Raw genomic sequence first — 24,644 nt, 5'->3', positions numbered from 1 at the left:
CCCATGGACAAACAAACCCAAGCGGCCCTAGGGCCGGCGTTGCTGGCGGCGGCGATGCTGCTGCCCGGCCTGGCGCAGGCCGAGACGGCGCCCGAGCGCGGCGCCATCAGCGTCAAATATCTCGACTACCAGGAAGACCAGTCCGGTCTGGACCGCATCCGCGTGCACGCGCCGGCCATCTCGGTGATGATGCCGGTGGCCGGCGAATGGAGCATTGCGGCCAGTGCCACCCGCGACGCGGTGTCCGGCGCCACGCCGCGCTATCACACGGCGGTGTCGGGCGCCTCGCGCATGAGCGACGAGCGCAAGGCGGGCGACCTCAGCGTCACCCGCTACCTGTCGGGCGGCACGATCAGCGTCGGCACCGCCTTCTCCACCGAGCACGACTACCGCTCGCGCGCGCTGTCGCTGCAAGCGACCATCGACAGCGCCGACAAGAACACCGTGTGGGCGTTGGGCATCGGCGGCTCGGACGACGCCATCAACCCGGTCAACCGCATCGTCACCAACGAGGGCCGGCAGACGATCAACCTGCTGGCCGGCGTGACACAGGTGTTCACCCCGGTGGACATCGGCCAGCTGACCTACACCCACAGCAGCGGCCACGGTTACTATTCCGATCCGTACAAGCTGGTCGACAACCGGCCGCGCAAGCGCGAGCAGGACACCTTGCTGGCGCAGTGGAACCACCGCTTTGTCGGGCTCGACGCCACCAGCCGCCTGAGCTACCGCTACTACCGCGACACCTTCGGCATCAGCGCCCACACGCTGTCGGGCGAATGGGTGCAGTCGCTGGCCGCCGGCTGGACGCTGACGCCGTCGCTGCGGCTGTACACCCAGCGCGCCGCCAGCTTCTACTTCGACCCGGTGTACGACGCCCGCATCGGCGAGCCCTTCCCGCCCGGCTATGTGTTCGGCGGCCCGGCCTTCACCTCGGCCGACCAGCGCCTGTCGGGCTTCGGCGCCGTCACGGCCGGGCTCAAGGTGGCCAAGCAGATCGACCGCGACTGGAGCGTTGATCTGAAGGTCGAACGCTACCAGCAGCGCGGCGCCTGGCGCGTGTTCGGCGACGGCAGCCCCGGCCTGGCGCCGCTGCGCGCGACCAGCCTGCAAATCGGCTTCACGCGGCTGTGGTGAACGGGCTGCACACGGTCAGCTTTGCCGCCATGGGCAGTCACTGCGAGGTGGTGCTGGCGGTGGCCGACGGCCGCGCGGCGCACGCCGCCGCCGCACCGGCGATCGCCGAGGTGCGCCGCATCGAGCGCAAGTACTCGCGCTACCGCGACGACAGTGTGCTCAGCCGCATCCACGCCGCCGCCGGCCTGCGCCCGGTCAGCTGCGACCGCGAAACGGCGGCGCTGCTGGCCTACGCCGACACGCTGTACCGCGCCAGCCAGGGCCGTTTCGACATCACCTCCGGCGTGCTGCGCAAGGCCTGGGACTTCCGCCACGGCCGCGCGCCGCAACCGGGCGCGCTGGAGGACCTGCTGCCGCTGGTCGGCTGGCCGATCGTTGAATACGACCACGACAGCGTGTTCTTGCCCTTGCCCGGCATGGAGCTCGATTTCGGCGGCTTCGGCAAGGAGTACGCGGTGGACCGTGCGGCCGAGGCGCTGACCGCGCAGGGGCTGACGCACGGCTACGTCAACCTCGGCGGCGACATGCGCTTCCTCGGGCCGCGCCCGGACGGCACGCCGTGGGACATCGGCATTCAGGACCCGCGCGACATGGCGGCGACCATCGCCAGCATCCCGTTCAGCCGTGGCGCGCTGACCACCAGCGGCGACTATGAACGCTTTATTGAAATCGACGGCCAGCGCTATTGCCATGTGCTCGACCCGCGCAGCGGCATGCCGGTGTCGTACTGGCGCTCGGTGAGCGTGGTGGCGCCGCTGGCGATCACCGCCGGCAGCTGCACCACCACCGCCATGCTGCTGGAGCAGGACGGCCTGGACTTCCTGGAACGCTGCGGCATGAGCTACCTGGCCATCGACCACACAGGACAAATTTTTCGGAGAACCACATGAAGGCGATATTTAACTGGCTGTGCGCGCTGCTGCTGGCGGCATGGCTTCCCCTGGCGGCGGCGGACGACTTCCTGCCGCCCGAGCAGGCCTTCGTACTGAAGGCGGAACTGCGCGACGCGCATACCGTCAAGCTGCACTGGGCCATTCCGCCCGGCTACCACCTTTACCGCGAGCGGCTGTCGTTCACCGGCCCCGGCGTCGGCCAGCCGCAGCTGCCACCCGGCAAGCGCAAGTTCGACGAGAACTTCGGCAAGGAGATGGAAACCTATTACAACGCGCTCGACCTCGACGTGCCGGTCAGCGGCACCGGGGCGCTGACGCTGACGGTCGGCTATCAGGGCTGCGCCGACGCCGGCCTGTGCTACCCGCCCGAGACGCGCAGCTTCACCATCGACCCGGCGGCGCTGGGCGTGCTGACGGCGCTGGCCGGCGGTAGCACCGACGCGGCGCCGGCCGCTGCAACGGCGACCACGGCTGCCGCCAGCGCCACGGCCGCGGCCGCGGCGGCACCGGAACACGCCGAGGACGACGCCTCGCTGGCCCAGCGCATGCTGCAAGGCGGCAGCGTGTGGCGCATCGGCGGCGCCTTCCTGGTGTTCGGCCTGCTGCTGTCGTTCACGCCATGCGTATTGCCGATGGTGCCCATCCTGTCGTCGATCATCGTCGGCGAGGGCAACGTGACGCGCCGGCGCGGCCTGCTGCTGGCCGCCGCCTACAGTCTCGGCATGGCGCTGGTCTACACCGCGCTCGGCGTGGCGGCCGGCATCGCCGGCGAAGGCCTGGCCGGCGCGCTGCAAAAACCGTGGGTGCTGCTGACCTTCGGCGCGCTGTTGTTCGCGCTGGCGCTGTCGATGTTCGACGTCTACCAGCTGCAACTGCCGGGCGCGCTGCAAAGCAAGTTGAGCGAATCCAGTGGCCGCCAGAGCGGCGGCAAGATCGCCGGCGTGTTCGTCATGGGCGCGCTGTCGGCGCTGATCGTCGGCCCGTGCGTGGCCGGCCCGCTGGCCGGCGCCCTGCTCTACATCAGCAAGACCGGCAACGCCGTCACCGGCGGCTGGGCGCTGTTCGCCATGGCGACCGGCATGAGCGTGCCGCTGCTGCTGACCGGACTGTCGGCCGGCAGCCTGCTGCCGCGCGCCGGCGCCTGGATGAACCACGTGAAAAGCGTGTTCGGCCTGATGCTGATCGCGGTGGCGATCTGGATGATCGGCCCGGTGCTGCCGGTGACCGCCAGCATGGCGCTGTGGGGCGCGTTCGCCATCCTGTGCGCGGTGTTCCTGCGTCCGGGCACGGCGGTGCCGGCCGGCGCCGGCATCGGCACCTATGCGGCCAAGGCGCTGGGCGTGGTGTTCCTGCTGATCGGCCTGTTCCAGCTGATCGGCGCGGCCAGCTCCGGCACCGACGTGCTGCAACCGCTGGCGCACCTGCGCGGTGGCGGCGGCGGCGCGGCCGGCGGCAACGCCGCCGAGCATGCCGAGCCACGCTTCACCCGCATCCGCACCGTGGCCGAACTGGACCAGGTACTGGCCAGCACCAGGCAGCCGGTCATGCTCGACTTCTACGCCGACTGGTGCGTGGCCTGCAAGGAGATGGAGCGCATGAACTTCTCCGACAGCCGCGTGGCCGGCGCCATGCGCGGCATGCAGCTGATCCAGGTAGACGTGACCGCCAACAACGCCGACGACCGCGCGCTGATGAAGCGCTTCCAGCTGTTCGGCCCACCCGGCATCATCCTGTTCAACGCCAGCGGCCAGGAAGTGGCGCCGGCGCGCGTGATCGGCTTCATGCCGCCCGATGCCTTCCTGCGCCAATTGCAGCGCACCGCCAGCTAAAGAGAACCAGAACATGTCCAACCATTCCCGTTTGCTGATTCTGGGCTCCGGCCCGGCCGGCTATTCCGCCGCCGTGTACGCGGCCCGCGCCAACCTGCAACCGACACTGCTCACCGGCATTCAGCAGGGCGGCCAGCTGATGACCACCACCGACGTTGAAAACTGGCCCGCCGATCCGCTCGGCGTACAAGGGCCGGAGCTGATGGAACGCTTCCAGCGCCACGCCGAACGCTTCGGCACGCGCATGTTGACCGACCATATCCACACCACCTATCTGCACGAAAAGCCGATCCGCCTGGTGGGCGACGCCGGCGAGTACACCTGCGACGCGCTGATCATCGCCACCGGCGCGTCAGCGCAATACCTCGGCCTGCCGTCGGAACAGGCGTTCATGGGACGCGGCGTGTCCGCGTGCGCCACCTGCGACGGCTTTTTCTACCGTGGCCGCGAAGTGGCCGTCATCGGCGGAGGCAACACAGCGGTCGAGGAAGCGCTGTATTTGTCCGGCCTCGCAGCGCGCGTGACGCTGGTGCACCGGCGCGACAAGTTCCGCGCCGAACCGATCCTGATCGACCGGCTGATGGACAAGGTCAAACACGGCAACGTCGCCCTGAAACTGGACACCACGCTGCAGGAGGTGTACGGCGACGAAAGCGGCGTGACCGGCGTGACGCTGCAACGCCACACCGGCGAGCTGCAACATCTGGCCGTGCACGGCCTGTTCGTGGCCATCGGCCACCGGCCCAACACCGGCATCTTTGAAGGCCAGTTGGCGATGCACAACGGCTACATCAAGACCCGCGGCGGCAGCGGCGGCATGGCGACCCAGACCTCGGTGGCCGGCGTGTTCGCGGCCGGCGACGTGCAGGACCACGTGTACCGCCAGGCCATCACCAGCGCCGGCACCGGCTGCATGGCGGCGCTGGACGCGCAACGCTATCTGGAACAGCACGATAGCTGAGGCCAAATGGACCGATCCCCGCCGGGCGGCAAGCGCGGCGGGGATCGGTGAGGGACGACAACGGCGGATGAAACGGCTTAGAAGTTCATCTTGAACGTGGCGCCGTAGGTGCGCGGTTCGTTCAGCATGCCGGTCAGGTTGTTGAACTCGATCGCGCTGAGCGGCACGATCTTGTCGGTGATGTTGCGGCCGAAGGCGGCCACTTCATACTTGCCGTCGCCCCACTTGTAGCCCACGCGCAGGCCGCCTTCGGTCAGTGGCTTGGCGGTGTACTCGACCGCGGTGTACAGGAAGAAGTTGTACTTGCTGCGGTAGCTCCAGTCGGTGATCGCATACAGCTCGCCATTGCCCACGTCGGTGCTGTACTTCAGCGAGAAGTTGGCCTGGTTGCGCGGCGCGCGCGGCATGTCGTTGCCGTCGATCAGCACGTAACCAGGGTAGCCCGGCGCGGCGACGTTGGTCGGCGTGCAGCCCATGCCCAGATTGTTGGCGCCGTTACCGCAGTACTGCACGCGCACGTTCTTGTCCTTGATCTCGGTGTCGTTGAAGCTGTAGCCCAGCGAGCCGCTGAAGCCGTAGCCCAGGTTGGCTTGCAGGTCCAGCTCGATACCCTGACCGGTGACCTTGTCGGCGTTCAGCAGGCGGTTCATGTTGACGCCGCCGCTGCCGGCAGTCAGCTGCTTGTCCTTGACGCGGTACTGGAACACGGTGGCGCTCAGGCGCGCGCGCTTGTCGAACAGATCCTGCTTGATACCGGCTTCATACGACAGCGCTTTCTCGACGCCGGCCATGGTCGGCACATCGGCCAGGCCATTCAGGCGCCCCTGCATCGACGGCGCACGGTAGCCGGTGGCCACGCGCACGAAGGCGTTGGTATCCTTGGTCAGCTCATAGGTGCCGCTGAGGTCCCAGCTGACATTGTCGGTCTTGCTATCCAGCGTATGCGGTACGGTAACCAGCACGTTGGCGGCGTTGTAGTCGGTGCGCGAGGCGGAGAAGTCTTTCTTGTCGTCGGTGTAGCGCAGGCCGGCGCGCAGTTTCAGCTTGTCGGACACGGCATAGTTGACCGAGCCGAAGGCTGCCCACGATTTCGATTTCTGATTCTGGCGTGCGTAAGGGATGTTCTGCGGGTTACCCGGCGCCAGGCTGTCGAAGCTGATACTGTCGATCTGGATCGCTTCGTTGAAGTAGTACAGGCCGCCGATCCATTGCAGCGGGCCCTTGTAGTTGGACTCGGCGCGGAACTCTTGCGTGAACTGCTTGTGGTTCGGCAGCAGGTCGGCGGTTTCCACCACGAACGGGATGCGGCCCGGGCCATACGGTGGCGCGTACACGGCGCCATAGCCGCCGTCCACGTCGGCGCGGCTGTTGAAGTCCAGCTTCTCGTAGCCGGTGATCGAGTGCAGCGTGATGTCGTTCAGGTTGTACTTCAGGCGAATGCTGCCGCCCTGGGTTTTCAGCTTCTGATAGTTGATGCCGTCGGTCGGGTAAGAGCCGTAGTCGAAGCCATCGACCAGATCGTTGGTGCCCTGCTTCAGAATGTTGGCGCGGAACAGCGTGGCGCTGCCGTGGTAGTTACGCTGATGATAATTGAACAGCGCCTCGAAGTCTTTGTTCGGCTTGACCAGCGCTTGCAGGCGGAAGGCGTTGTCGCCGTAGCCTTCAAAGTCCTGGGTGCCCTTGCCTGGGGTCGGGTTGGTGTTGTGCACGCGGTTGCCGCGGTGCTGGCTGGTGCCGGAGAAGCGCAGCGCCACGGTGTCGCTGACCGGGATGTTGAACGCGCCCTCGGCGGTCTTGGCCGAGTAGTTGCCGACGCCGAACTGCACATAGCCTTCCTGCTTGAACACCGGCTTGGCCGAGTCGAACTTGATCACGCCGGCCGGCGAGTTACGGCCGAACAGCGTGCCCTGCGGGCCGCGCAGCACCTCGACCTGGTCGACGTCGAACACCGGGAAGCCTTTCAGCATGGCGTTTTCCATGACGATGTCGTCCATCACGTAGCCGACCGGCTGCGAGGCGTTCAGGTCGAAGTCGGTGTTGCCCAGGCCGCGGATGTAGAACCGCGGGAAGGCGCGGCCGTAGTCGGACTCGATGTTCAGCGACGGCGTGCGGCCGGACAGGATACGGATGTCACCGGCGCCGGCGGTCAGCGTGTCCAGCTTGTCGCCCTTGATGGTGGCGATCGACATCGGCACGTCCTTGATGTTTTCCGCGCGGCGCTGGGCCGTGACGATCACGGTTTCCAGCTGGTTGGCGCTGGTTTCCTGTGCCTGTGCCAGAGGAAAAGCGCTGGCGACGGCGAGTGCGATCATGCTCGATCGCACGGCGATACTGCGTTGCTTGCTCATTGGTCCTGCTCCCTTAAGTTATATGGTGATCGTGTGGTTTTAGTTATAACGATATACACATTACCAAACATGCTAGCACGGAAGAAATCGCCGGAAAGTGAACTTTTGCAGTTCTTGATTCATATCTATTTTGTATAAATAGCCAAGAAAAAACGAATTTGTCGTACATATTGGCGCTGGTGCATAGTCATGGATCGGCCAAAACCGCGCCATTGACCGGCTTTCTCTATGAAACCGGGTGACGTAAGGCCGATGGAAGTTTGTCCATTAGGACAAAAAAGCAACACGAGAAAAATTTTTAATTCGGTGGCCGCTGTTGTTGCATTGCGACATGGATGACGAAACCAGACGAACGTTTGCCAATTGCAATTCCTGCAATCTTTTGACAAGTTACTAGCACTTACCGCCTGTAATCAGGCATTTACAGGAATAAAACGGCCAGCCAGTACATGTTCCGCCCAATAAAAATATACAATAACGAACTTCCAGGAGCCTATTCATGAAACTTTCACAACTTAGTTTGACGGTTGCAGCATTGTTTGTCGCTGCCAGCGCGTCCGCGGCAGACCCTAAGCTGGGCATCGTGTATGACGCAGGCGGCAAGTTCGACAAGTCGTTCAATCAGTCCGCTTTCGAAGGCGCCACGCGCTTCAAAAAAGAAACCAACATCAATTTCATCGAGGTGCAAGCCTCCAGCGACACCCAGGCTGAGCAGGTGATGCGCGGCCTCGCCCGCAAGAACCTGGACCTGATCGCCGCCATCGGCTTCGCCCAGCAGGCGGCCGTGCAGAAAGTCGCCAAGGAATTCCCCAAAGTCCGCTTCGTGCTGATCGACGGTGTGGCCAACGGCGCCAACGTCAACTCCATCACCTTCAAGGAAGAAGAAGGCTCCTACCTGGTGGGCGTGGCGGCGGCCATGGCGTCCAAGTCGAAGAAACTGGGCTTCATCGGCGGCGTCGACATTCCACTGATCCGTACCTTCGCCTGCGGCTACGCGCAAGGCGCCAAGTCCGTCAATCCGAAGATCGACGTCACCTCCAACATGGTCGGCACCTCGTCCGACTCGTGGAACAACCCGGCCAAGGGCGGTGAACTGGCCCGCTCGCAATTCGACCGCGGCGTTGACGTGGTGTTCGCGGTGGCCGGCGGTTCGGGCCTGGGCACGCTGCAGACGGCCAAGGAAAAAGGCAAGCTGGCGATCGGCGTCGATTCCAACCAGAATCACCTGTACCCTGGCAGCATCCTGACCTCGATGGTCAAGCGCGTCGACAACGCCGTCTATGACTCGTTCATGCAGATGAAGAACGGCACCTGGAAGGCTGGCGTCACCGCCAAGGGCCTGAAGGAAGGCGGCGTCGATTGGGCGCTGGACGAGAACAACCGCAAGCTGATCACGCCGGAAATCGAAAAGCGCGTGACGGGCGCGCGCAAGGATATCATCGACGGCAAGGTCAAGGTCATCGACATCCGTTCGGGCGCGGCCTGCCCAGCCTGATATTCGCCTGAACATTGAGCGCGCCGCCGGGGAATCGCCCCGCGCGGCGCGTTTAACATTTTATCTAACCGCACCAAAAACGATCCTATGCAGCCAGCAGTAGAATTTCGCGGCATCGCCAAGCACTTCGGCGCTGTGAAAGCGAACACGGACGTCAGCTTCGCCATCGCCAAGGGCTCGATCCACGGCCTGGTGGGCGAGAACGGCGCCGGCAAATCGACCCTGATGAGCATCCTGTACGGATACTACCGCGCCGATGGCGGGGAGATCCTGCTCGATGGCCAGGCGCGCCGCATCCACAACAGCCAGGAGGCGATCGCCCTCGGCATTGGCATGGTGCACCAGCACTTCATGCTGGTCGAGAACATGACCGTGCTCGACAACGTGATGCTGGGCAGCGAGGGCGGCTTCCAGCTCAAGCCCAAGCGCGCCAAGGTGGAGGCTGAACTGCGCGACATCTGCGCCCGCTACCGCCTCGACGTCGACCCGCTGGCCACGATTCAAGACCTGTCGGTGGGCGCGCAGCAGCGCGTCGAGATCCTCAAGCAGATCTACCGCAGCGCCAGCATCCTGATCCTGGACGAGCCGACCGCCGTGCTGACCGCGCAGGAAACCGCGTCGCTGTTCGAGATCCTGCGCCTGTTCAAGGAACAGGGCAAGACCATCATCCTGATCACCCACAAGCTGCAGGAGATCCTCGACATCACCGACACCGTCACCGTGATGCGCGGCGGTCGCGTGATCGGCGCCGTGCCGACCGCCGACACCACCAAGGAAGCGCTGGCCAACATGATGGTCGGCCGGCCGATCGAGAACAACCTGCCGCGCGCGCCGTACCATCCCGGCGCGCCGGTGCTGCAGGTGCAAGACCTGCAACTGCTGGACGACCAGGGCGTCAAGCTGCTGGCCGACATCGGCTTCACGCTGCGCGCCGGCGAGATCGTCGCGGTGGCCGGCGTGTCCGGCAACGGCCAGAGCGAGCTGATGGAAATTCTGTCGGGGATGCGCCTGCCGACCTCCGGCCAGCTCGACTTCCTCGGCCAGCCGCTGCCGTTCGCCGGCCGCGCCGACGCCGATGGCCTGCCGCGCACCTTCCGCGAACTGGGCATCGGCCACGTGCCGGAAGACCGCCTGCGCGACGGCGTGGTCAAGGCCTTCTCGGTGATGCACAACACCATCTTCGGCTACCAGGACAAGCTGAAGAACCGCTGGGGCCTGCTCAACTTCAAGGCCATCGCCGGCCGCTGCGCGGAGCTGATGCGCAACTTCGACGTGCGCCCGAACAACCACGACCTGCGCATCGGCCTGCTGTCCGGCGGCAACCAGCAGAAAGTGGTGATCGCGCGCGAAGTGCTGGCGCGGCCGAAGCTGATGCTGGTCGGCCAGCCGACCCGCGGCGTCGACATCGGCACCATCGAGAGCATCCACGCCCAGCTGCTCAAGCTGCGCGACGAGGGCGTCGCCATCTTGCTGGTCTCCGTGGAGCTGGAAGAAGTGCGCGCGCTGGCGGACCGTATTCTGGTCATGTGCGGCGGCCGCATCACCGGCGAACTGAAAATTGAAGAATTCGACACCACCCGCATCGGCCTGCTGATGGGGGGCGAACACAAATCATGAATAAAGACCTGCCACGCTGGGCAACCGCGTTTGTCATGCCCGTCCTCAACCTGCTGTCGGCCCTGCTGGTGACGGCGCTGGTGATTCACTTGCTGGGCGAGAGCCCGACCGAATCACTGGCGATCCTGATCAACAGCGCCGTCGTCAATCCGGAGGGCCTGAGCTACACGCTGTTCTACGCCTCGACTTTCATCTTCACCGGCCTGGCGGTCTCGATCGCCATGCAGGCCGGCCTGTTCAACATCGGCGCCGAAGGCCAGATGTACTTCGCCGGTCTGGGCCTGACCTTGGCCATGCTAAGCTTCGACAGCACGCTGTCGCCGTGGCTGCTGATTCCGGTCGGCATGCTCGGGGCGGCGCTGTTCGGCGCGCTGTGGGCCTTCGTGCCCGGCTACCTCCAAGCCAAGCGCGGCAGCCACGTGGTGGTCACCACCATCATGTTCAACTACATCGCCGCGTCGCTGATGAACACCGTCATCGTCAAGCTGGTGCCGGCGGGCGAGCAGAATCCGGCCAGCCGCGCCTTCAGCGCCGCCGCCGAGATGCCGCGCCTGAACCAATGGCTGCCGGTGCTGGGCGAGACGCCGCTCAACATCAGCTTCTTCATCGCCATCCTGGCGCTGGTGATCTACGGCGTGGTGGTGTCGCGTTCGGCCTGGGGCTACAAGCTGCGCGCCACCGGCCTGAACAAGCACGCCGCGCACTACGCCGGCATCCGCATCAGCAAGATGATCATCATCGTCATGCTGATCTCGGGCGCGCTGGCCGGCCTCGGCTCGGTCAACTCCATCATGGGCTCGACCCACTACCTGTCGCTGAACTTCGTCGGTGGCGCCGGCTTCATCGGCATCGCCATCGCGCTGATGGGCCGCCAGCATCCGGTCGGCATCTTCCTGTCGGCGGTGCTGTTCGGCGCGCTGACCCAGGGCGGCTTCGACCTGTCGCTGGAAAAGCAGAACATTCCGCCGGAAACCGTGATCCTGATTCAGGGCCTGATCATTCTGTTCTGCGGCGCGATGGAAAACCTGTACGCGCCGGTCATCGCCAAAGCGCTCAACTTCAAGAAGTGAGAACGATATGACCTTAGACGACCTGCATATCGGCAGTATTCTGGTGTCCACCGTGCGCAACGCGCCGGTGCTGATTTTCGCCGGCATGGCCGGCCTGTTCGCTGAACGCTCGGGCGTGATCGACATCGGCCTGGAAGGCAAGATCCTGGCGTCGGCCTTCGTCTCGGCCGCCGTTGGCTTCACCACGCAGAACCCGTGGTACGGCGTGATGGCCGGCATCCTGGTGTCGGTGCTGCTGGCAACGCTGCAAGCGTATGTGGCGATCACGCAGAAGGGCAACCAGCTGGTGGCCGGCATCGCCATCAACATCGCCATGAGCGGCTTGACCTTCGTCGTGGCGCAGTACATCTTCCAGCAGGGCGGACGCACGCCGGACCTGGGCTCGGCGCGTCTGTTCGACGTGGTGCTGCCGGGTTCGGCGGCGGTGGAAGGTATCCCCTTCATCGGCTGGCTGTATGCGCACCTGATCGGCGGCCACTCGGTGCTGGTCTACCTGGCGTTCCTGCTGGTGCCGCTGGTGCACTGGGTCATCTACCACAGCCGCTTCGGCCTGCGCCTGCGCGCCTGCGGCGAGAACCCGCACGCGGCCGATGCGGCCGGCGTCAACGTCGAGCGCCAGCGCTACATGGCGATGATCATCGCTGGCGTGCTGTGCTCCTTCTCGGGCGCCTACCTGTCGATCGTGCAGAGTGGCTTCTTCCTGCGTGACATGTCGGCCGGCGCCGGCTATCTGGCGCTGACCGCCATGGTGTTCGGCAACTGGCGTCCGCTGCACACCTTCCTCGGTTGCCTGATGTTCGGCTTCTTCGGCGCGGTGCAGATCCAGATCGAGGGCGTGGAACTGCCGGTGGTCGGCCGCGTGCCGGGCGCGCTGATCCAGATGGTGCCCTACGTGCTGACGGTGATCGTGCTGGCCGGCCTGATGGCCAAGTCGGTGGCGCCGAAGGCGCTCGGCACGCCGTTCGTGAAGTCGCGCTAAAACGTCTTCAAATAGGACAGCAGGTCGGCGACCTGCTGTTCGTCCTTGATTCCCCAGAAGCGCATGCTGGTGCCGGGCACCACGTCATGCGGCGCGCGCAGGTAGGCCGCCAGATTCTTCTCGGTCCACACCAGGCCGGACTTCTTCATCGCTTCCGAATACTTGTAGTCCCTGGTCGACGCGGCCTTGCGGCCGACGATGGCGTTCAGCTGAGGCCCGTAACCGGCGCTCGCATACGGGCCCACCGCGTGACACGATGCGCAGCGCTGGAACAGCAGCGCGCCGTTCTTCGGATCCCCCGCCGCGTGGGCCGGCGTGGCGGCCAACAAAACGATCAATAACAGTGTTTTCATAACAGATGCAACGCCGCGTATTGCAGCAGCATGATGGTTTTACCGTCGGCGATCTCGCCCGAGGCGATCATCTGTAACGCGTGATCCAGCGGCAGTTCCAGCACCTCGATATCCTCGCCCTCCTCGGCGATGCCGCCGCCCTCACTGGCGCGCGACGCGGCGTCGTACTCGGCCACGAAGAAGTACAGGCGCTCCGTCACCGAACCGGGACTCATGAAAGCCTCGAACACCTTGCGCACCTCGCCGACGCGATAACCGGTTTCCTCCTCCACCTCGGCCTTGATGCGTTCCTCCGGACTGGCCCGGTCCAGCAGGCCGGCCGCCGTCTCGATCAGGAAGCCGTCATGGCCGTTGCCGTAGGTTGGAAAGCGGAACTGCCGCACCAGCAGCACGGTGCGCCGCGCGCGGTTGTACAGCAGGATGGTGGCGCCGTTGCCACGGTCGTAGGTTTCGCGCGTCTGGCGCTGCCAGCTGCCGTCGCGGCGGCGGTAGTCGAAGGTGGTCTTCTTCAGCAGGAACCAGTCGTCGGACAGGGTCTCTACCTGATGGATGCGGATATGGTCGTCGGGCATGCTGTTCTCCTGATTGCGTTTTTTTACGATATCATGCAGTATCATGCAATATCAAGAAAATTCGTGCATATGCTGACACGCCAACGCAAGGAACTGCTGCTCGCCCGCCTGAAACAGGATGGGCAGATCGTCGCCCGCTCGCTCAGCGAGGAACTGGGTCTGTCCGAAGATACCATCCGCCGCGACCTGCGCGAGCTGGCCGCCGAAGGCCTGCTGCAACGGGTGCACGGCGGCGCGCTGCCGCTTGACCTGCCGCCGTCGCCGGCGATGGGCAAGTTCAGCGAACGCCAGCGCCTGTCCAGCGACGCCAAGCCGGCCATCGCCCGCGCCGCGGCGGCCATGATCACGCCGGGCCAGGTGGTGTTCATCGACGGCGGTACCACCGCCGTGCAGCTGGCGCGCGCGCTGCCGCCAGACCTGAGCTGCACGGTGGTGACGCACAGCCCGTCGGTGGCGGTGGAACTGGCCGAACATGCGGCGGCGGAGGTGATCCTGATCGGCGGCCGGCTGTTCAAGCATTCCATCGTGGCGATGGGCACGGCGACGCTGGAGACGATTGCCCAGATCCGCACCGACATCTACTTCATGGGCGTGTGCAGCGTGCATCCGGAATCGGGCATCAGCACTGGCGATTTCGACGAGGCCGGCATCAAGCGCGCCATCAGCGCCATGGCGCGCCGCACCGTGGTGCTGGCCTCGCCGGAGAAGCTCGATACGGCGTCGCCGTACCAGATCGCGCCGCTGTCGCACGTCAGTGCCATCATCGTCAGCGGCGACGCGCCGGAAGCGCTGCTCAAGCGTTATCGGAAACTCGGCATCGAGGTCACCAAGGCTTAACATTGGCATGGCAAACTGACTGGATGACGAAGCCTGACGCTTTTACAAAAATCCTGCGCTGGCCGCTGCTGCTGACAGCGTTATGGCTGGTGGCCGGCGCTGCCGGCGCGATGAACCGCTTGGTCTATCCGCTCACCACGCTGGACGACGCCGACAGCCGCTACGAGTACGACTGGGCAGTGCTGCGCGAGGCCTTGCGGAAGACCGAGCCGCGCTACGGGCCGTTCACGATGCGCCAGTCGACGCACGCGATGTCGTCGCCGCGGGTGGCGCAGGAACTGCTGACGCCCGGTGGCCGCATCAACATCTTCGCGCGCGCCACGTCGCCGGAGCTGGAGCGGCAATTCCTGCCGGTGCGGCTGCCGATCGACAAGGGCTTGCTGGGCTACCGCATGTTCCTGGTGCGCAGCGATGATCTGCCACGCTTCGCCGCCGTCAACACGCTGGATGATTTGCGCAAGCTGCGCGTCGGCCAGGGCGCCGGATGGATCGATGTGCCGCTGCTGCGCGACGCCGGCTTCAGCGTGGTGGAAGGCAGTAGCTATCCCGGGCTGTTCGCGATGCTGAGCGCGGGCCGCTTCGACTGGTTCTCGCGCGGCATCGACGAGGCCCAGCGCGAGTGGCGCGAGCGCCATGCGGCCTTCCCGCGCATGGTGATCGAACCGACCCTGTTGCTGCACTATCCGCTGCCGTTGTACTTCTTCCTGCGGCGCGACGACGAAGGCAAGCTGCTGGCGCAGCGCATCACCGACGGCATGGAGATGATGATCAAGGATGGTTCGCTCAACGCCCTGTTCCAGCGCTACAAGGGCGCGAGCATCAAGGCCGGCGCGCTGGCCGGGCGGCGCCTGCTGCAACTAAAGAATCCCCATCTGCCGCCAGAGACGCCGCTGTCGCGCGGCGAACTCTGGTTCAATCCCATCACCGGAAAATAAACCCCGTCATTGGTTACGGCCAGATCGCTTTCAGCACGGCGGCCAGATGATAGCCGCCCTGAATCAACTGCGCACGCGCGGCGGCGGACGACGGCACCGGATAGTTGTCCGGAATCGCCAGCGGCCAGACGTTATAGACCTCCCCCTTCTTGCTGGTCTGCTGCCCCATAGGACCCGGCACCACGTCGGTATAAGCCAGCTTGGCCACGGTCAGCGTCTGATCCGCCCACTGGTACGGCCAGGTCACGGGATCGCCAGTGTTGGCGGCCACCACTGGATTGCCGGCGATGACCATCTGCGCGAACTGCTCCGGCGTGCGTGCACCGATGCGGCGGAACGCGTAGTTGACCACCGTGGTATCCCAGTACGAGTGGAACGCGCGCGTGGTCGGCGCCGGACGCGCTGGCGTGGTCGCCGGCTTCTCCTCTTCCGGCGCCGCCGGAATCAGCTCCGCGCTCTTGGCCGTCAGCTTGATGTCGTCCAGTTGCAGGTTGTTGCCGCCGGTCGTGCCGAAAGCCTCCTTGTCATCCAGCTGCTTTTGCGTCGGTACCACGAAGCCGCCGTTCTTGCCGATATAACCCTCGCCCACATGCAGCGGCTGCGCGATGTCGCCGCTCAGGTGCGTCAACATCAGCAGCGCCTGGCGCGGCGTGAAGTTGTGCGGATTGGTGGTGGCGTCGCCCTTACCTTGCAGCACCGCGATGCACTGCTTCAGCGTCTGCACGATGTCATGATCGGTGGTGCCGACGCCATGGTCCTCGTAGTGCGACAGCTGGAACGGCACGTCGGTGTAGTGGTATTCGCTGTGCTGCGGATTGGCGGTGGTGTAGGCCACCATCTCCTCCGTTTGCGGGCCGCAGTAAGTGCCCTTCACACAGTCGGCCCACGAGGCCACTTTGGCCAGGCTTTCGCCGGGCAGCAGCAAGGCCCGCACCTGCTTCTCGGCGTTGCTGCCCTTGATCAGCTGATCGGCGATCGCGCCCACCGCGCGGTGGCCGTCATTGCCCCAGGCTTGGGCGTTCAGGGAAACGAAGGCGCTGCTCAGCGCCAGTATGCATGCGAGCTTCTTCATTCAGGACTGCCTTTCGCTGGCTTGGGATATTGTTTGTTGATGTCGAGCGGCTGCGCATAGGACGAGGTCCAGGTCTGCTCCTGCAACGCCGCCAGGCGCTGGGCCATCTTCTCGTTGCGCATCACCACTTCCAGATTGCGCGACAGGTCGAAGTAGCCGCCGGCCCAGTTGCTGGTGCCAACCCACGCCACCTGATTGTCGATCACCATGGTCTTGCTGTGGATGACGCGCGCGAACGGCACGAAACCGGTCGATGCCACCGGCAGCGTCACCACGCGGATCTCCACGTTTGGCAGGATGGCCAGCGATTTGAGATACACCTGCGCCGGCTGCTCCAGGTTCCAGTTGGAGACCATCAGCTTAATCTTGACGCCGCGATTGGCGGCGGCGCGCACCGCGTTGTCGATCACCGCATAGTAAGGACGCGTGCCTTTCGGACCATAGCTCAGCGGCGCGTAGTCCAGCAACTGGATGCGCACTTCGCTCTTGGCCTCCGCCAGCAGCGCCGGCAGGCCGGTTTCGGAGTCGCCCACGCCGGCCGGGTTGTATTGGTTGGGACTGGCCAACAGGAAGGTCGGCTGATGAATGTCCGGCAGCGCCGTCTTCACATTCAGCACCGGCGCGATCTGGCCGGCCGCGGTCAGCGCCTGCGCGCGCCAGTCCTGGTTGAAGATCGCCAGTACCTGGCCCACCACTTTCGGATCGGTGATGCGCAAGCCGGTTTCGTGGATATGCTCGAACGAGCGCCAGTCGAAATTCTGGCTGCCGATGAAGGCGGTTTTACCATCGACCACCAGATACTTGGCGTGGATGATGCCGTTACCGGTCAGCTTGTTGAAATCGAGGATGCGCAGGTCCAGGTTGGGAATCGCCTTCAGGCGCTCGATGGTCGGCTTCTCCGACAGGCCCACGCCCTTTTGATCGAGCAGGAAACGGATCTTCACGCCACGCTTGCCGGCCGCCTCCAGATGCTCAACGACTTTGTCGAACACGCTGCCCGGCTTGATCACCGCGTAGAACTGGCCGATGACGATTTCGCTCGTGGCGTTGTCGAACATCTCGGTCCACACCTGCGCGGGGCTGCGCAGATCGTCGCTGTGCAGCGGCGTTTCGACCGGCGCGGTCTGCACCAGCTCATAGCCGGGAATCGAAAACTCGGCGTGCGCCGGCGCGGCCAGAACACCCGCCGCCATCAGGGCGGAAACTAAAATACGGCGCATCATTACTCCCCTTGTACGTTCTTGTAGCGAGCCTGTGGTTCGGCGGAGCCGGCAGGCTTGTTGTCGCGTTCACGCTTGACCAAATACTGGGTCAGCGCATCGATGTCGCGAATATTGGTCGGGGCGCGGTTGCTGCCTTTCTTAAAGACCGGAAAACCGTCGCCGCCCTCGGCCAGGAAGTTGTTGGTCACCACGCGATAGGAGGTGTTCATGTCCAGCCGCTCGCCGTTCAGCTTCACGCTGTCCGGCACGACCCGCTGGCCTTCCGGCTTGAACTCGTCCCACGCGTAGGTGAAGCCATCCGATACTTGCAGCAGACCGCGAACGCTATCGCGGCCGCCGACCCACTGCTCTTCCAGCAGCTCGACGATCTGCGCGCCGCGCAGGTTCATCGCCACCAGCGTGTTCCCGAACGGCAGAACCGCCATGGCCTGGCCCAGCGTGACCACATTGCCGGCGGTGGATTCCAGATCCTGGCGGATGCCGCCCGAATTCTGCAGCGCGATCTGCGCGCCGAACGGACGGCCCGCCAGCAGCATGGAATCCGCCACCAGATCGCCCAGCGCGGATTCACCCTCGGTTTTTTTACCGCGCTTCACGCTCGGCAAGGCGATCTTCGCCACCGGACGCGCCAGCGCGGCAGTGCTGCTGGCGCGGGTCTTTTTCAGATAAGCGTCCAGCGCCGGATCGGCCGGCCATTTACCCGGCACCATCACTTCCTGCCGCGCGCTGACATCGCGCAGGCTGTTGCTGTTGGTGTCCACGGTCAGCGTGATGCGACTCATGACATGGCCCCCCATGTCGGACTGCGTGACCAGGCGGTCGCCCACCTTGCACAGATAGCCCTGATGCGAGTGGCCGCTGATGACCAGGCGAATCGACGGATCGAGGCGCTTGACCACATCCACGATCGGGCCTGTCAGATTGGCGCAATCCTGCTGGTCGAATTTATCGGTGGTCTTGCCGCCCTGGTGGATCAGCGCCACGAACACGCCGACGCCTTGCTTGCGCAGTTCCGGCAGCTGACGGTTGATGGCGTCCGCCTCGTCGACGAAATCCAGTCCGGCGATGCCGGACGCCAGCGACGACTCGGCGGTCTCGCGCAGCACGGTGCCGATCAAGCCGACCTTCACGCCGTGGGCGGTTTCGATTTTGTAGGCCGGCAGCACCGGCTTGCGGGTGCTCATGTCGATCACGTTGGCGGCCAGGTACTGGAACTGCGCGCCCTGATACGTGCCCTCGAATTTGCAGGCCTTGTCGGGGCGCGGCGACACGCAGCCACCCTTCTGCTGGCGCAGCAGCTCGATGCGGCCCTGGTCGAATTCGTGATTGCCGACCGAGGTCGCGCGCAGGCCAAGCAGATTCATGGCGCCGATGGTCGGCTCGTCGGCCCACATCGAGGAGATGGCCGGGCTGGCGCCGATCAAGTCGCCGGCGCCGACCAGCAGCAGTTGCGGATCTTCCTTGCGCCACGCCTGCAAGGCCGCGCCCAGCGTGTCGATGCCGCCGGCCTGGATCACGCGCTCGCCGCCGCCGTTGACGCTGTCCCAGGTGTATTTGCTGGCTTCGATATTGCCGTGGAAGTCGTTCAGCGTCACCAGCTGGACTTCGGCCACACCGGGCGGCAAGGGCGGTCGGGACAGCGCGGCGCAGCCGCTCAGCATGGCCAGCGCGATCAGGCTAAGATTTTTTTTCATTGCGTATGAATCGGGACGTAATCGAATATTGTACAGCGCAACCGAGCTGCAATTACAGGCAATCGGCGGCTGGTAAATACTACGTTACAAATAAAAAACGGCTGATGTCGCCACCAGCCGTTTTTGATCATGTGCCTTTCAGGCCAGTCTTGCCGAGCTTAGAACTCGTACTTGACGGTGGCTTGAACTGCCCACTGCGATTCGCCTTTGACCTGGCGGATATCGACCGATTCCACGTCACGCACACGGTAGATGTACTTGCCGTTAGCATCCAGACCCTGGTAGTCGACGAAGCTGCGTGCCAGACCGCCGTTGGTCTGGAAGCCGACTTCGTTGATACGGCCCCACTTCTTGTTCAGCAGATTGCCGACGTTGAAGATGTCGAACGAGATCGTGCCTTTGTGGCCAGTCCACAGACCAGGGATTTCCTGGGCGATGCGCAGGTCGATGCTGTTGGTCCATGGAGCGAAGTCGGTGTTACGCTTGACCACGCCGCCGGCAGCGCGTTTCAGCACGCCGTTACTGTTGACCACGCTCCAGAAGCGGTCTTCGTTGGCGTGGCTGGTGGCGCTGTCGCCGTAGAAGATCACTTCGCCCGAACCCGGTTTCGACGGGATGTACATCAGGTCGTTACCGGCCATGCCGTCACCGTTCAGGTCATTGTTGACGGTCCAGCTGTACGGTTTGCCCGAACGGCCTTCATAGAACAGGCCGAAGGTGGTGTTGTACGCGCCGAACAGACGCTTGCGGAAGTTAATCAGCGCGCTGATCCGGTCTTTCACCAGGTAGTTCGAGTTGGCGTTGGTCTCTTCGTTAGGATTGAAGACCGAGCGGCTGGCGAAGTTCGACGACGAGGTCGACGAGGTCAGCGGCGAGACTTCTTTGGCGTCGGTGTAGGTGTACGCCAGCGACCAGCTCCAGCCGCCGATCATCGGACGCGACAGCGACACGGTGGCGACGTTGGAACCGCCCTTGTCGGTCTTGGTGGCGACCAGCACGTTGTTGAAGGCCGAATTGCTCAATGCCTTGGCGGTGAAGCCAGTGCAAACCCCGTTGGTGAGCGAACCGCCGGTGGCGCTCCAGCACGCTGGGTTGTAGCCCTGTGCGTTGTAGTACAGCGCGCGGCCATCGGTACCGGTACGGGTAGCCGCACCCAGGTTGGCGTTCTGATAGTAGATCGCGTCACGCGCCTTGGTATTCAGGTATTCCATACCCAGCACCAGGTTGTACCATGGCAGTTCCATTTCCAGCGCGATGTTCGACTTCCATACCGACGGCTGGCGCAGGCCTTGCGCCAGCACGTCGACGTTGGCGGCCGGTACCGAACCGGTGAAGCTGGTCACCTGCTTGTTGATGTCCGGGCTATACAGGCCATCGGTCGCTGGGCAGGCTGCATAGCCGCCAATGCCGCAACCCACGGTGCGGGTCTGCACGCCGGTGTTCGAGAACGGGTTGGACAGCCATACGGTCAGAGCCGAACCCTGGAACAGGCCGGCGCCGCCGCGCACTTGCATCTTGCGCGCGGTATCGAAGGTGTAGTTGAAGCCGACGCGCGGCTGCACCAGGCTCTGGCCGTCGAAGGTGTTGGTGTTGTCAAGACCGAAGCCGCCGGTGGCGCGGGTGTTGGTGGCTGGATTGCCGGCCACCATGGCCTGCGCCACAGTCGCATTGCGCAGCGGACGGCCGCCAACGCCGGTCTTGTCCACACGCACGCCGTAGTTGACGGTCAGGTTGGAGTTGACAGTCCAGGTGTCCTGCACGAACAGGCCATAGTTCTTCATATCGAACTTCGAGACCGCATCGTCCAGCGTCAGGCCGGCGTTGGCCACCTGTACGCTGTACGAGCTTGGACGGCCGCGGCGGAAGTTCTCCAGCACCGCCGCTTCGTTCTGCGCATTGGTCGCGGTCGCGCAATTCAGGGTGCCGCCGTTCAGGAACTGATACGAAATGTTGCTGGAACAGTTGAAGGTGTAGTTGCCCCAGACGTTTTGCAGGAAGGCGTTGTACACCTCGTTCTTGCTGTAGTCCGCACCGAACTTGACTTCGTGGTCGCCCAGCGACCAGTTACCCGCGCCGTAGGCGTCGGTGGTCTTGGTGCCCAGGACGTTGCGCTGGCGGCTGTTATCGGTACCGAAGTTGATGAAGCGGTTGCCCGTCGAGATGGTCGATGGCGTGCCGGCTGGCAGCGCGCCCGAGAACTGCAGGCCGACCAGTGGCAGGCTGGCGTTCAGTTTAGGCAGCGAATCATAATCGCGGCTCGACAGCTTGAACTCGGTCGAGAAGGTCGGGGTCCAGTCGGACAGCAACTGGGCGACCTTGGTCTCAATGGTCTTGTTCTGCTGATACCACTCGGAGTTCAGCGAAATGCCGGTGGCCGACAGGCCGGAGAACTGCGGTTCGCTCTGATCGGTCTTCGAGTAGCGGAACATGGCGCGGTGGTTGTCGTTGATGTTCCAGTCGACTTTCACCAGTTTGTCGGTGACGTTCAGCGCGGTGCCGGCTGGCACCTCGCTGGTGCCGATGTCGATGCCATAGGTATTCTTGGCGATCGACTGGGCCGAGGCGATGGCCGACGACGTCACGCCGACGTTGGTCATCGAGCTGCCCAGCGGGCCGTAGGATGGCGCGGCGCGGGTCGATTCCAGCTTTTCCCAGTTCACGAACATGAACAGCTTGTCCTTGACGAGAGGGAAGCCCAGCGTGCCACCCTTGGTGGTTTCTTTGAACGGCGCTGGCGCCGCGTAGGTGTCGTTGGTGGCGTTGTAGCGGTCGCCGGCCAGCTTGTCGTTACGGAACACGTAGTAGACGCTGCCCTTGACGGTGTTGGTGCCGGACTTGGTGACGGCGTTGATGTTGCCGCCGGTGTAGCCCTTCTGGGTGACGTCATAGTTGGCGACGTTGACCTGCACCGACTGGATCGCCTCGATCGAGATCGGCTGCTTGGCGGTCGGCGAACCCGACGCTTCCAGGCCGAAGGTGTCGTTGACCGACACGCCGTCGATGGTCAGCGAGTTGTAGCGCGAGTTCTGACCGGCCACGGACATTTCGCCGCGCTCTTTGTCGGTCTGCGACACGCGTGGGTCGGCACGGGCGTAGTCTTGCAGGTTACGGTTGATCGAACCCTGGATCGCCAGTTCGGTCGCGCTGATGCTGGTGCCGGCGCCCATCGCGGTACGCGAGAATTTTTCCGAACGGCTGCTGCCGGCCACGGTCACGGACTGCATCTGCGCGGCGGCCACCGGACCGCCGAGGGTGGCGTCCACGTTGGCGGTTTCGGCCAGCTGGATGAAGACGTTCTCGCGCACTTCGGTCACGCCGTCCTTGGTAATCGTAATCGTATACGGCCCGCCGGTACGCAGACCACGCTGGACGTAACGGCCTTCAGCGTCGGTGACGACGTTGGTGACCGAACCCGACTCCGTGTGCAGGATCGACACGGTGGCGCCGGCCGCAGGCTTGCCATCGCCGACCGAAATACGGCCGCCGATCGCGGAGGTGGTGTTCTGGGCGAGGGCCGGTACTGTCGCTAGCGCGATAGACAGGCTGAGCGCAATTTGCGTCAGCTTGAGCCGTTTATGATTGATCATTGTATAACCTCAAAAAAGACTAATAGTTATATGAAACCCCGCTGGTGGCAGGTATTCCTCTTTACGTTTGCTGCAACTGGTCTGAGCCGTCAACACCCAGCGTGCCAAGGGCAGCGGGTGAGTTTAACGACCGAATGTGTCAGGGTTATGACATCAACAAGGGCGTAACAGGGGCGATGGACGCCATGTCAGCCGGTAAATCTGGCAATAAAATATTGCCTTTTTGGATCGATTCTGTGAACTATGCAATAAGCAAAAAGCGGCGACAAATTCAATTTATCTTATATATTGAGACGATAAACATATAAATAAGTCATGCTCTGGTCATCAAAACATGCATCACGTATCAGCCTGTCAACATGCGGCGAAATTATATGCCAGCCGGACCAAGATGAAATCCATTCAATATCAAATAAATAAAAAGTCTGAACCGAGATTCGAATTTATGTCGTAAGCAGGCCACATAGTTATCAGAAAAAAACTTGCCGTGGATAACTGTTGTGTTTTATATCAGCGCGAGAAATGCGCCGGGCAGGGAAACGAGTTTGTAACAACCGGGGCGTTTGTGGATTAGACGCCACAAACGCCCCGTTTTTCAGCGGCCGGCCGGCGACTTGGCGCCGGCGATCTCCGCCTCGAATTTGGTGAATTTGCCGTCCAATGCCTTCAACAAGCGTTGTTTATCGGCGTCATTGAGGAAGGAATAACGGATGCTGTCGTATGACAGTTTTTTCACTTCCGCATAATCCGGCTGGTAGCGCGCCGCATACAGCACGTATTCGCCGGACAGATTATTGCGCGACACACCGGCATCATCGGTCGACAGCACATACGGCACGCCATATTTGCGGAACAGCGTGACCGGGTGCGCCTGATCCTTGATGCCCAGGATAAAGTCGTTGCTGCTCAAATTGACTTCGACCGGGATCTTCTGATCACGCATTTTTTTCATGATGGCCAGCGGATTGCTCTCGTGGGCAATGTCCATGCCGTGGCCGATGCGGCTGGCGCCGGCGACATCGATGGCGTCCTTGATGTGGAAGGTCAGGCCTTCCGGCTCCACCATGCCCAGCGACAACTCGCCGGCGTGCAGCGCCAGTTTCACCTGCGGATATCTCGACTTGAGGAATTTGAACATCTGCATGTGCAGCGCATAGTCGCGCATCGACACATGCACGCTCTCCTGGCCGACGATGTTGACGCCGACGATCTTCGGATTCGAGGTGGCCAGCTTGAAGCTGGAGACGATCTGCGAGTACACCTGCGACGGCGACAGGAAGCGCAGCGCGAACGGCTGGTAGCGCAGCGTGAAGTTGGCATCGTCGATGCCGACACTGACCGTGTCCACATTCTTCAGGTAAGAGCTGATCCAGCCCTGGAAGGCCTGATCTTTTTCCAGCTTGGCCGACAGCGCGGCGAAATCGGCTTCGGTCACGCCGGCGGACAGCGCTTTCTTGTCAAAGTCCGCATCCTGCGCGATCGGCGCGATCTCGTAGATCGTTTCGATGTAGCTGACGTTTTCCTGAATGGCACGCTGCTTCAGGCGTTGCAGGCCATCCACCGCGTTGGTCGACGCCACCGGATTGAAATAGGCGAAGGTGTCGAAGAACTGGCGATCCGGCGGCGACTGGATGGCGCCGTGGTTGTAGAAATCCTTGTCCGACCAGCGCTGCAGCAGATTGGCCAGCACGGTGTTGTCAGTCAGGACGCCCTCACCCGACAGGCAGCCGGCGTAGGGTTTGACCTTCTCAATGGTGTAATTGGTCTTGTTGACGCAGAAGCCTTCCTTGTCCACCCACTCCAGATACTGCTCGGCGTAGATCGCGCCCGAGTAGTGGTGATGCAGATCGCCGCCCTTGGGCATCAGCGTGAAGAACATCGTCAACTCGGCCAGTTTTGGCTCCTTGCCCGGCGCGACCAGCGACGCGAAGTGGCGCTTGGTGGCTTCCTCATTGGCGTTGGCGGCGTGCGCCTGCGGCATGGCGCAGAACACGGCGGCGGCCAGTGCGGCGGCCTTCAGGCTGGCGATGTTTTTCTTCATG

Annotated in this window: 18 protein-coding genes; 10 read left to right on the top strand and 8 right to left on the bottom strand. The window is 63.5% G+C overall.

Annotation, left to right across the window (positions count from 1 at the left end; translation table 11 throughout):
* Positions 1-3 precede the first annotated feature (3 nt).
* From GTP44_RS10725 to trxB, 4 genes are read left to right on the top strand one after another with little or no spacing between them, the layout of a single operon-like run.
* Positions 4-1,137 (top strand): DUF3570 domain-containing protein, encoded by a 1,134-nt coding sequence (locus GTP44_RS10725; protein ID WP_161019412.1) that lies wholly within the window; start codon positions 4-6, stop codon positions 1,135-1,137.
* Entirely contained in the window at positions 1,134-2,027 is an 894-nt protein-coding gene (locus tag GTP44_RS10720; RefSeq protein WP_371867198.1) for an FAD:protein FMN transferase, read from the top strand. Before GTP44_RS10725 ends, GTP44_RS10720 begins: the two co-directional genes overlap by 4 nt.
* Positions 2,024-3,859 (top strand): protein-disulfide reductase DsbD, encoded by a 1,836-nt coding sequence (gene dsbD / locus GTP44_RS10715; protein WP_161019411.1) that lies wholly within the window; start codon positions 2,024-2,026, stop codon positions 3,857-3,859. Before GTP44_RS10720 ends, dsbD begins: the two co-directional genes overlap by 4 nt.
* Before the next feature lie 13 nt (positions 3,860-3,872).
* Positions 3,873-4,820, top strand: a complete 948-nt coding sequence (gene trxB / locus GTP44_RS10710) for a thioredoxin-disulfide reductase (RefSeq protein WP_160990859.1) — start codon at positions 3,873-3,875, stop codon at positions 4,818-4,820.
* 77 nt (positions 4,821-4,897) lie between these two features.
* On the opposite strand, the gene GTP44_RS10705 is transcribed toward trxB, so the two are convergent.
* On the bottom strand, positions 4,898-7,168 hold the full coding sequence (locus tag GTP44_RS10705) for a TonB-dependent receptor (RefSeq protein WP_161019410.1): 2,271 nt from the start codon (positions 7,166-7,168) through the stop codon (positions 4,898-4,900).
* 499 nt (positions 7,169-7,667) lie between these two features.
* Here GTP44_RS10705 and GTP44_RS10700 point away from each other — a divergent pair, with 499 nt between their 5' ends.
* The 4 genes from GTP44_RS10700 to GTP44_RS10685 all read left to right on the top strand — a co-directional run bounded on the left by GTP44_RS10700 (position 7,668) and on the right by GTP44_RS10685 (position 12,329).
* On the top strand, positions 7,668-8,663 hold the full coding sequence (locus GTP44_RS10700; RefSeq protein WP_161019409.1) for a BMP family lipoprotein: 996 nt from the start codon (positions 7,668-7,670) through the stop codon (positions 8,661-8,663).
* A gap of 87 nt (positions 8,664-8,750) precedes the next feature.
* Positions 8,751-10,280, top strand: coding sequence for an ABC transporter ATP-binding protein (locus GTP44_RS10695; protein ID WP_160990862.1), 1,530 nt, complete (start codon positions 8,751-8,753; stop codon positions 10,278-10,280).
* Positions 10,277-11,350, top strand: a complete 1,074-nt coding sequence (locus GTP44_RS10690; RefSeq protein WP_202424046.1) for an ABC transporter permease — start codon at positions 10,277-10,279, stop codon at positions 11,348-11,350. Before GTP44_RS10695 ends, GTP44_RS10690 begins: the two co-directional genes overlap by 4 nt.
* Before the next feature lie 7 nt (positions 11,351-11,357).
* Positions 11,358-12,329 (top strand): ABC transporter permease, encoded by a 972-nt coding sequence (locus GTP44_RS10685; RefSeq protein ID WP_160990863.1) that lies wholly within the window; start codon positions 11,358-11,360, stop codon positions 12,327-12,329.
* On the opposite strand, the gene GTP44_RS10680 is transcribed toward GTP44_RS10685, so the two are convergent.
* Both GTP44_RS10680 and nudK read right to left on the bottom strand, forming a co-directional pair.
* A complete protein-coding gene (locus tag GTP44_RS10680) occupies positions 12,326-12,682 on the bottom strand; it encodes a c-type cytochrome (RefSeq protein WP_161019408.1) in 357 nt (118 codons plus the stop codon). The genes GTP44_RS10685 and GTP44_RS10680 overlap by 4 nt on opposite strands.
* Complete coding sequence (nudK, locus tag GTP44_RS10675; RefSeq protein WP_161019407.1) at positions 12,679-13,254, bottom strand: GDP-mannose pyrophosphatase NudK; 576 nt, start codon at positions 13,252-13,254, stop codon at positions 12,679-12,681. Before nudK ends, GTP44_RS10680 begins: the two co-directional genes overlap by 4 nt.
* A gap of 69 nt (positions 13,255-13,323) precedes the next feature.
* Between nudK and GTP44_RS10670 the strand changes: the two genes are divergently transcribed.
* Positions 13,324-14,091, top strand: a complete 768-nt coding sequence (locus GTP44_RS10670) for a DeoR/GlpR family DNA-binding transcription regulator (RefSeq protein WP_161019406.1) — start codon at positions 13,324-13,326, stop codon at positions 14,089-14,091.
* A gap of 23 nt (positions 14,092-14,114) precedes the next feature.
* Entirely contained in the window at positions 14,115-15,026 is a 912-nt protein-coding gene (locus tag GTP44_RS10665) for a substrate-binding periplasmic protein (RefSeq protein WP_229256872.1), read from the top strand.
* A gap of 13 nt (positions 15,027-15,039) precedes the next feature.
* On the opposite strand, the gene GTP44_RS10660 is transcribed toward GTP44_RS10665, so the two are convergent.
* The 5 genes from GTP44_RS10660 to GTP44_RS10640 all read right to left on the bottom strand — a co-directional run bounded on the left by GTP44_RS10660 (position 15,040) and on the right by GTP44_RS10640 (position 24,643).
* On the bottom strand, positions 15,040-16,098 hold the full coding sequence (locus tag GTP44_RS10660; RefSeq protein WP_161019405.1) for a S1/P1 nuclease: 1,059 nt from the start codon (positions 16,096-16,098) through the stop codon (positions 15,040-15,042).
* Positions 16,095-17,318: a phospholipase D-like domain-containing protein gene (locus GTP44_RS10655; RefSeq protein WP_161019404.1), complete on the bottom strand. Its 1,224-nt coding sequence runs from the start codon at positions 17,316-17,318 to the stop codon at positions 16,095-16,097. Before GTP44_RS10655 ends, GTP44_RS10660 begins: the two co-directional genes overlap by 4 nt.
* A gap of 2 nt (positions 17,319-17,320) precedes the next feature.
* Complete coding sequence (locus GTP44_RS10650) at positions 17,321-19,015, bottom strand: bifunctional metallophosphatase/5'-nucleotidase (protein ID WP_161019403.1); 1,695 nt, start codon at positions 19,013-19,015, stop codon at positions 17,321-17,323.
* Positions 19,016-19,173: 158 nt separating this feature from the next.
* Positions 19,174-22,602: a TonB-dependent receptor gene (locus GTP44_RS10645; protein ID WP_161019402.1), complete on the bottom strand. Its 3,429-nt coding sequence runs from the start codon at positions 22,600-22,602 to the stop codon at positions 19,174-19,176.
* 595 nt (positions 22,603-23,197) lie between these two features.
* Positions 23,198-24,643, bottom strand: a complete 1,446-nt coding sequence (locus GTP44_RS10640) for an amidohydrolase family protein (protein WP_161019401.1) — start codon at positions 24,641-24,643, stop codon at positions 23,198-23,200.
* Position 24,644 lies beyond the last annotated feature (1 nt).

The sequence above is a fragment of the Duganella lactea genome (assembly GCF_009857505.1).
GTDB lineage: Bacteria > Pseudomonadota > Gammaproteobacteria > Burkholderiales > Burkholderiaceae_D > Rugamonas > Rugamonas lactea.
The sequence above is the reverse complement of the archived record's forward strand: the minus strand, read 5'-3'. Positions and strand labels throughout refer to the sequence as shown.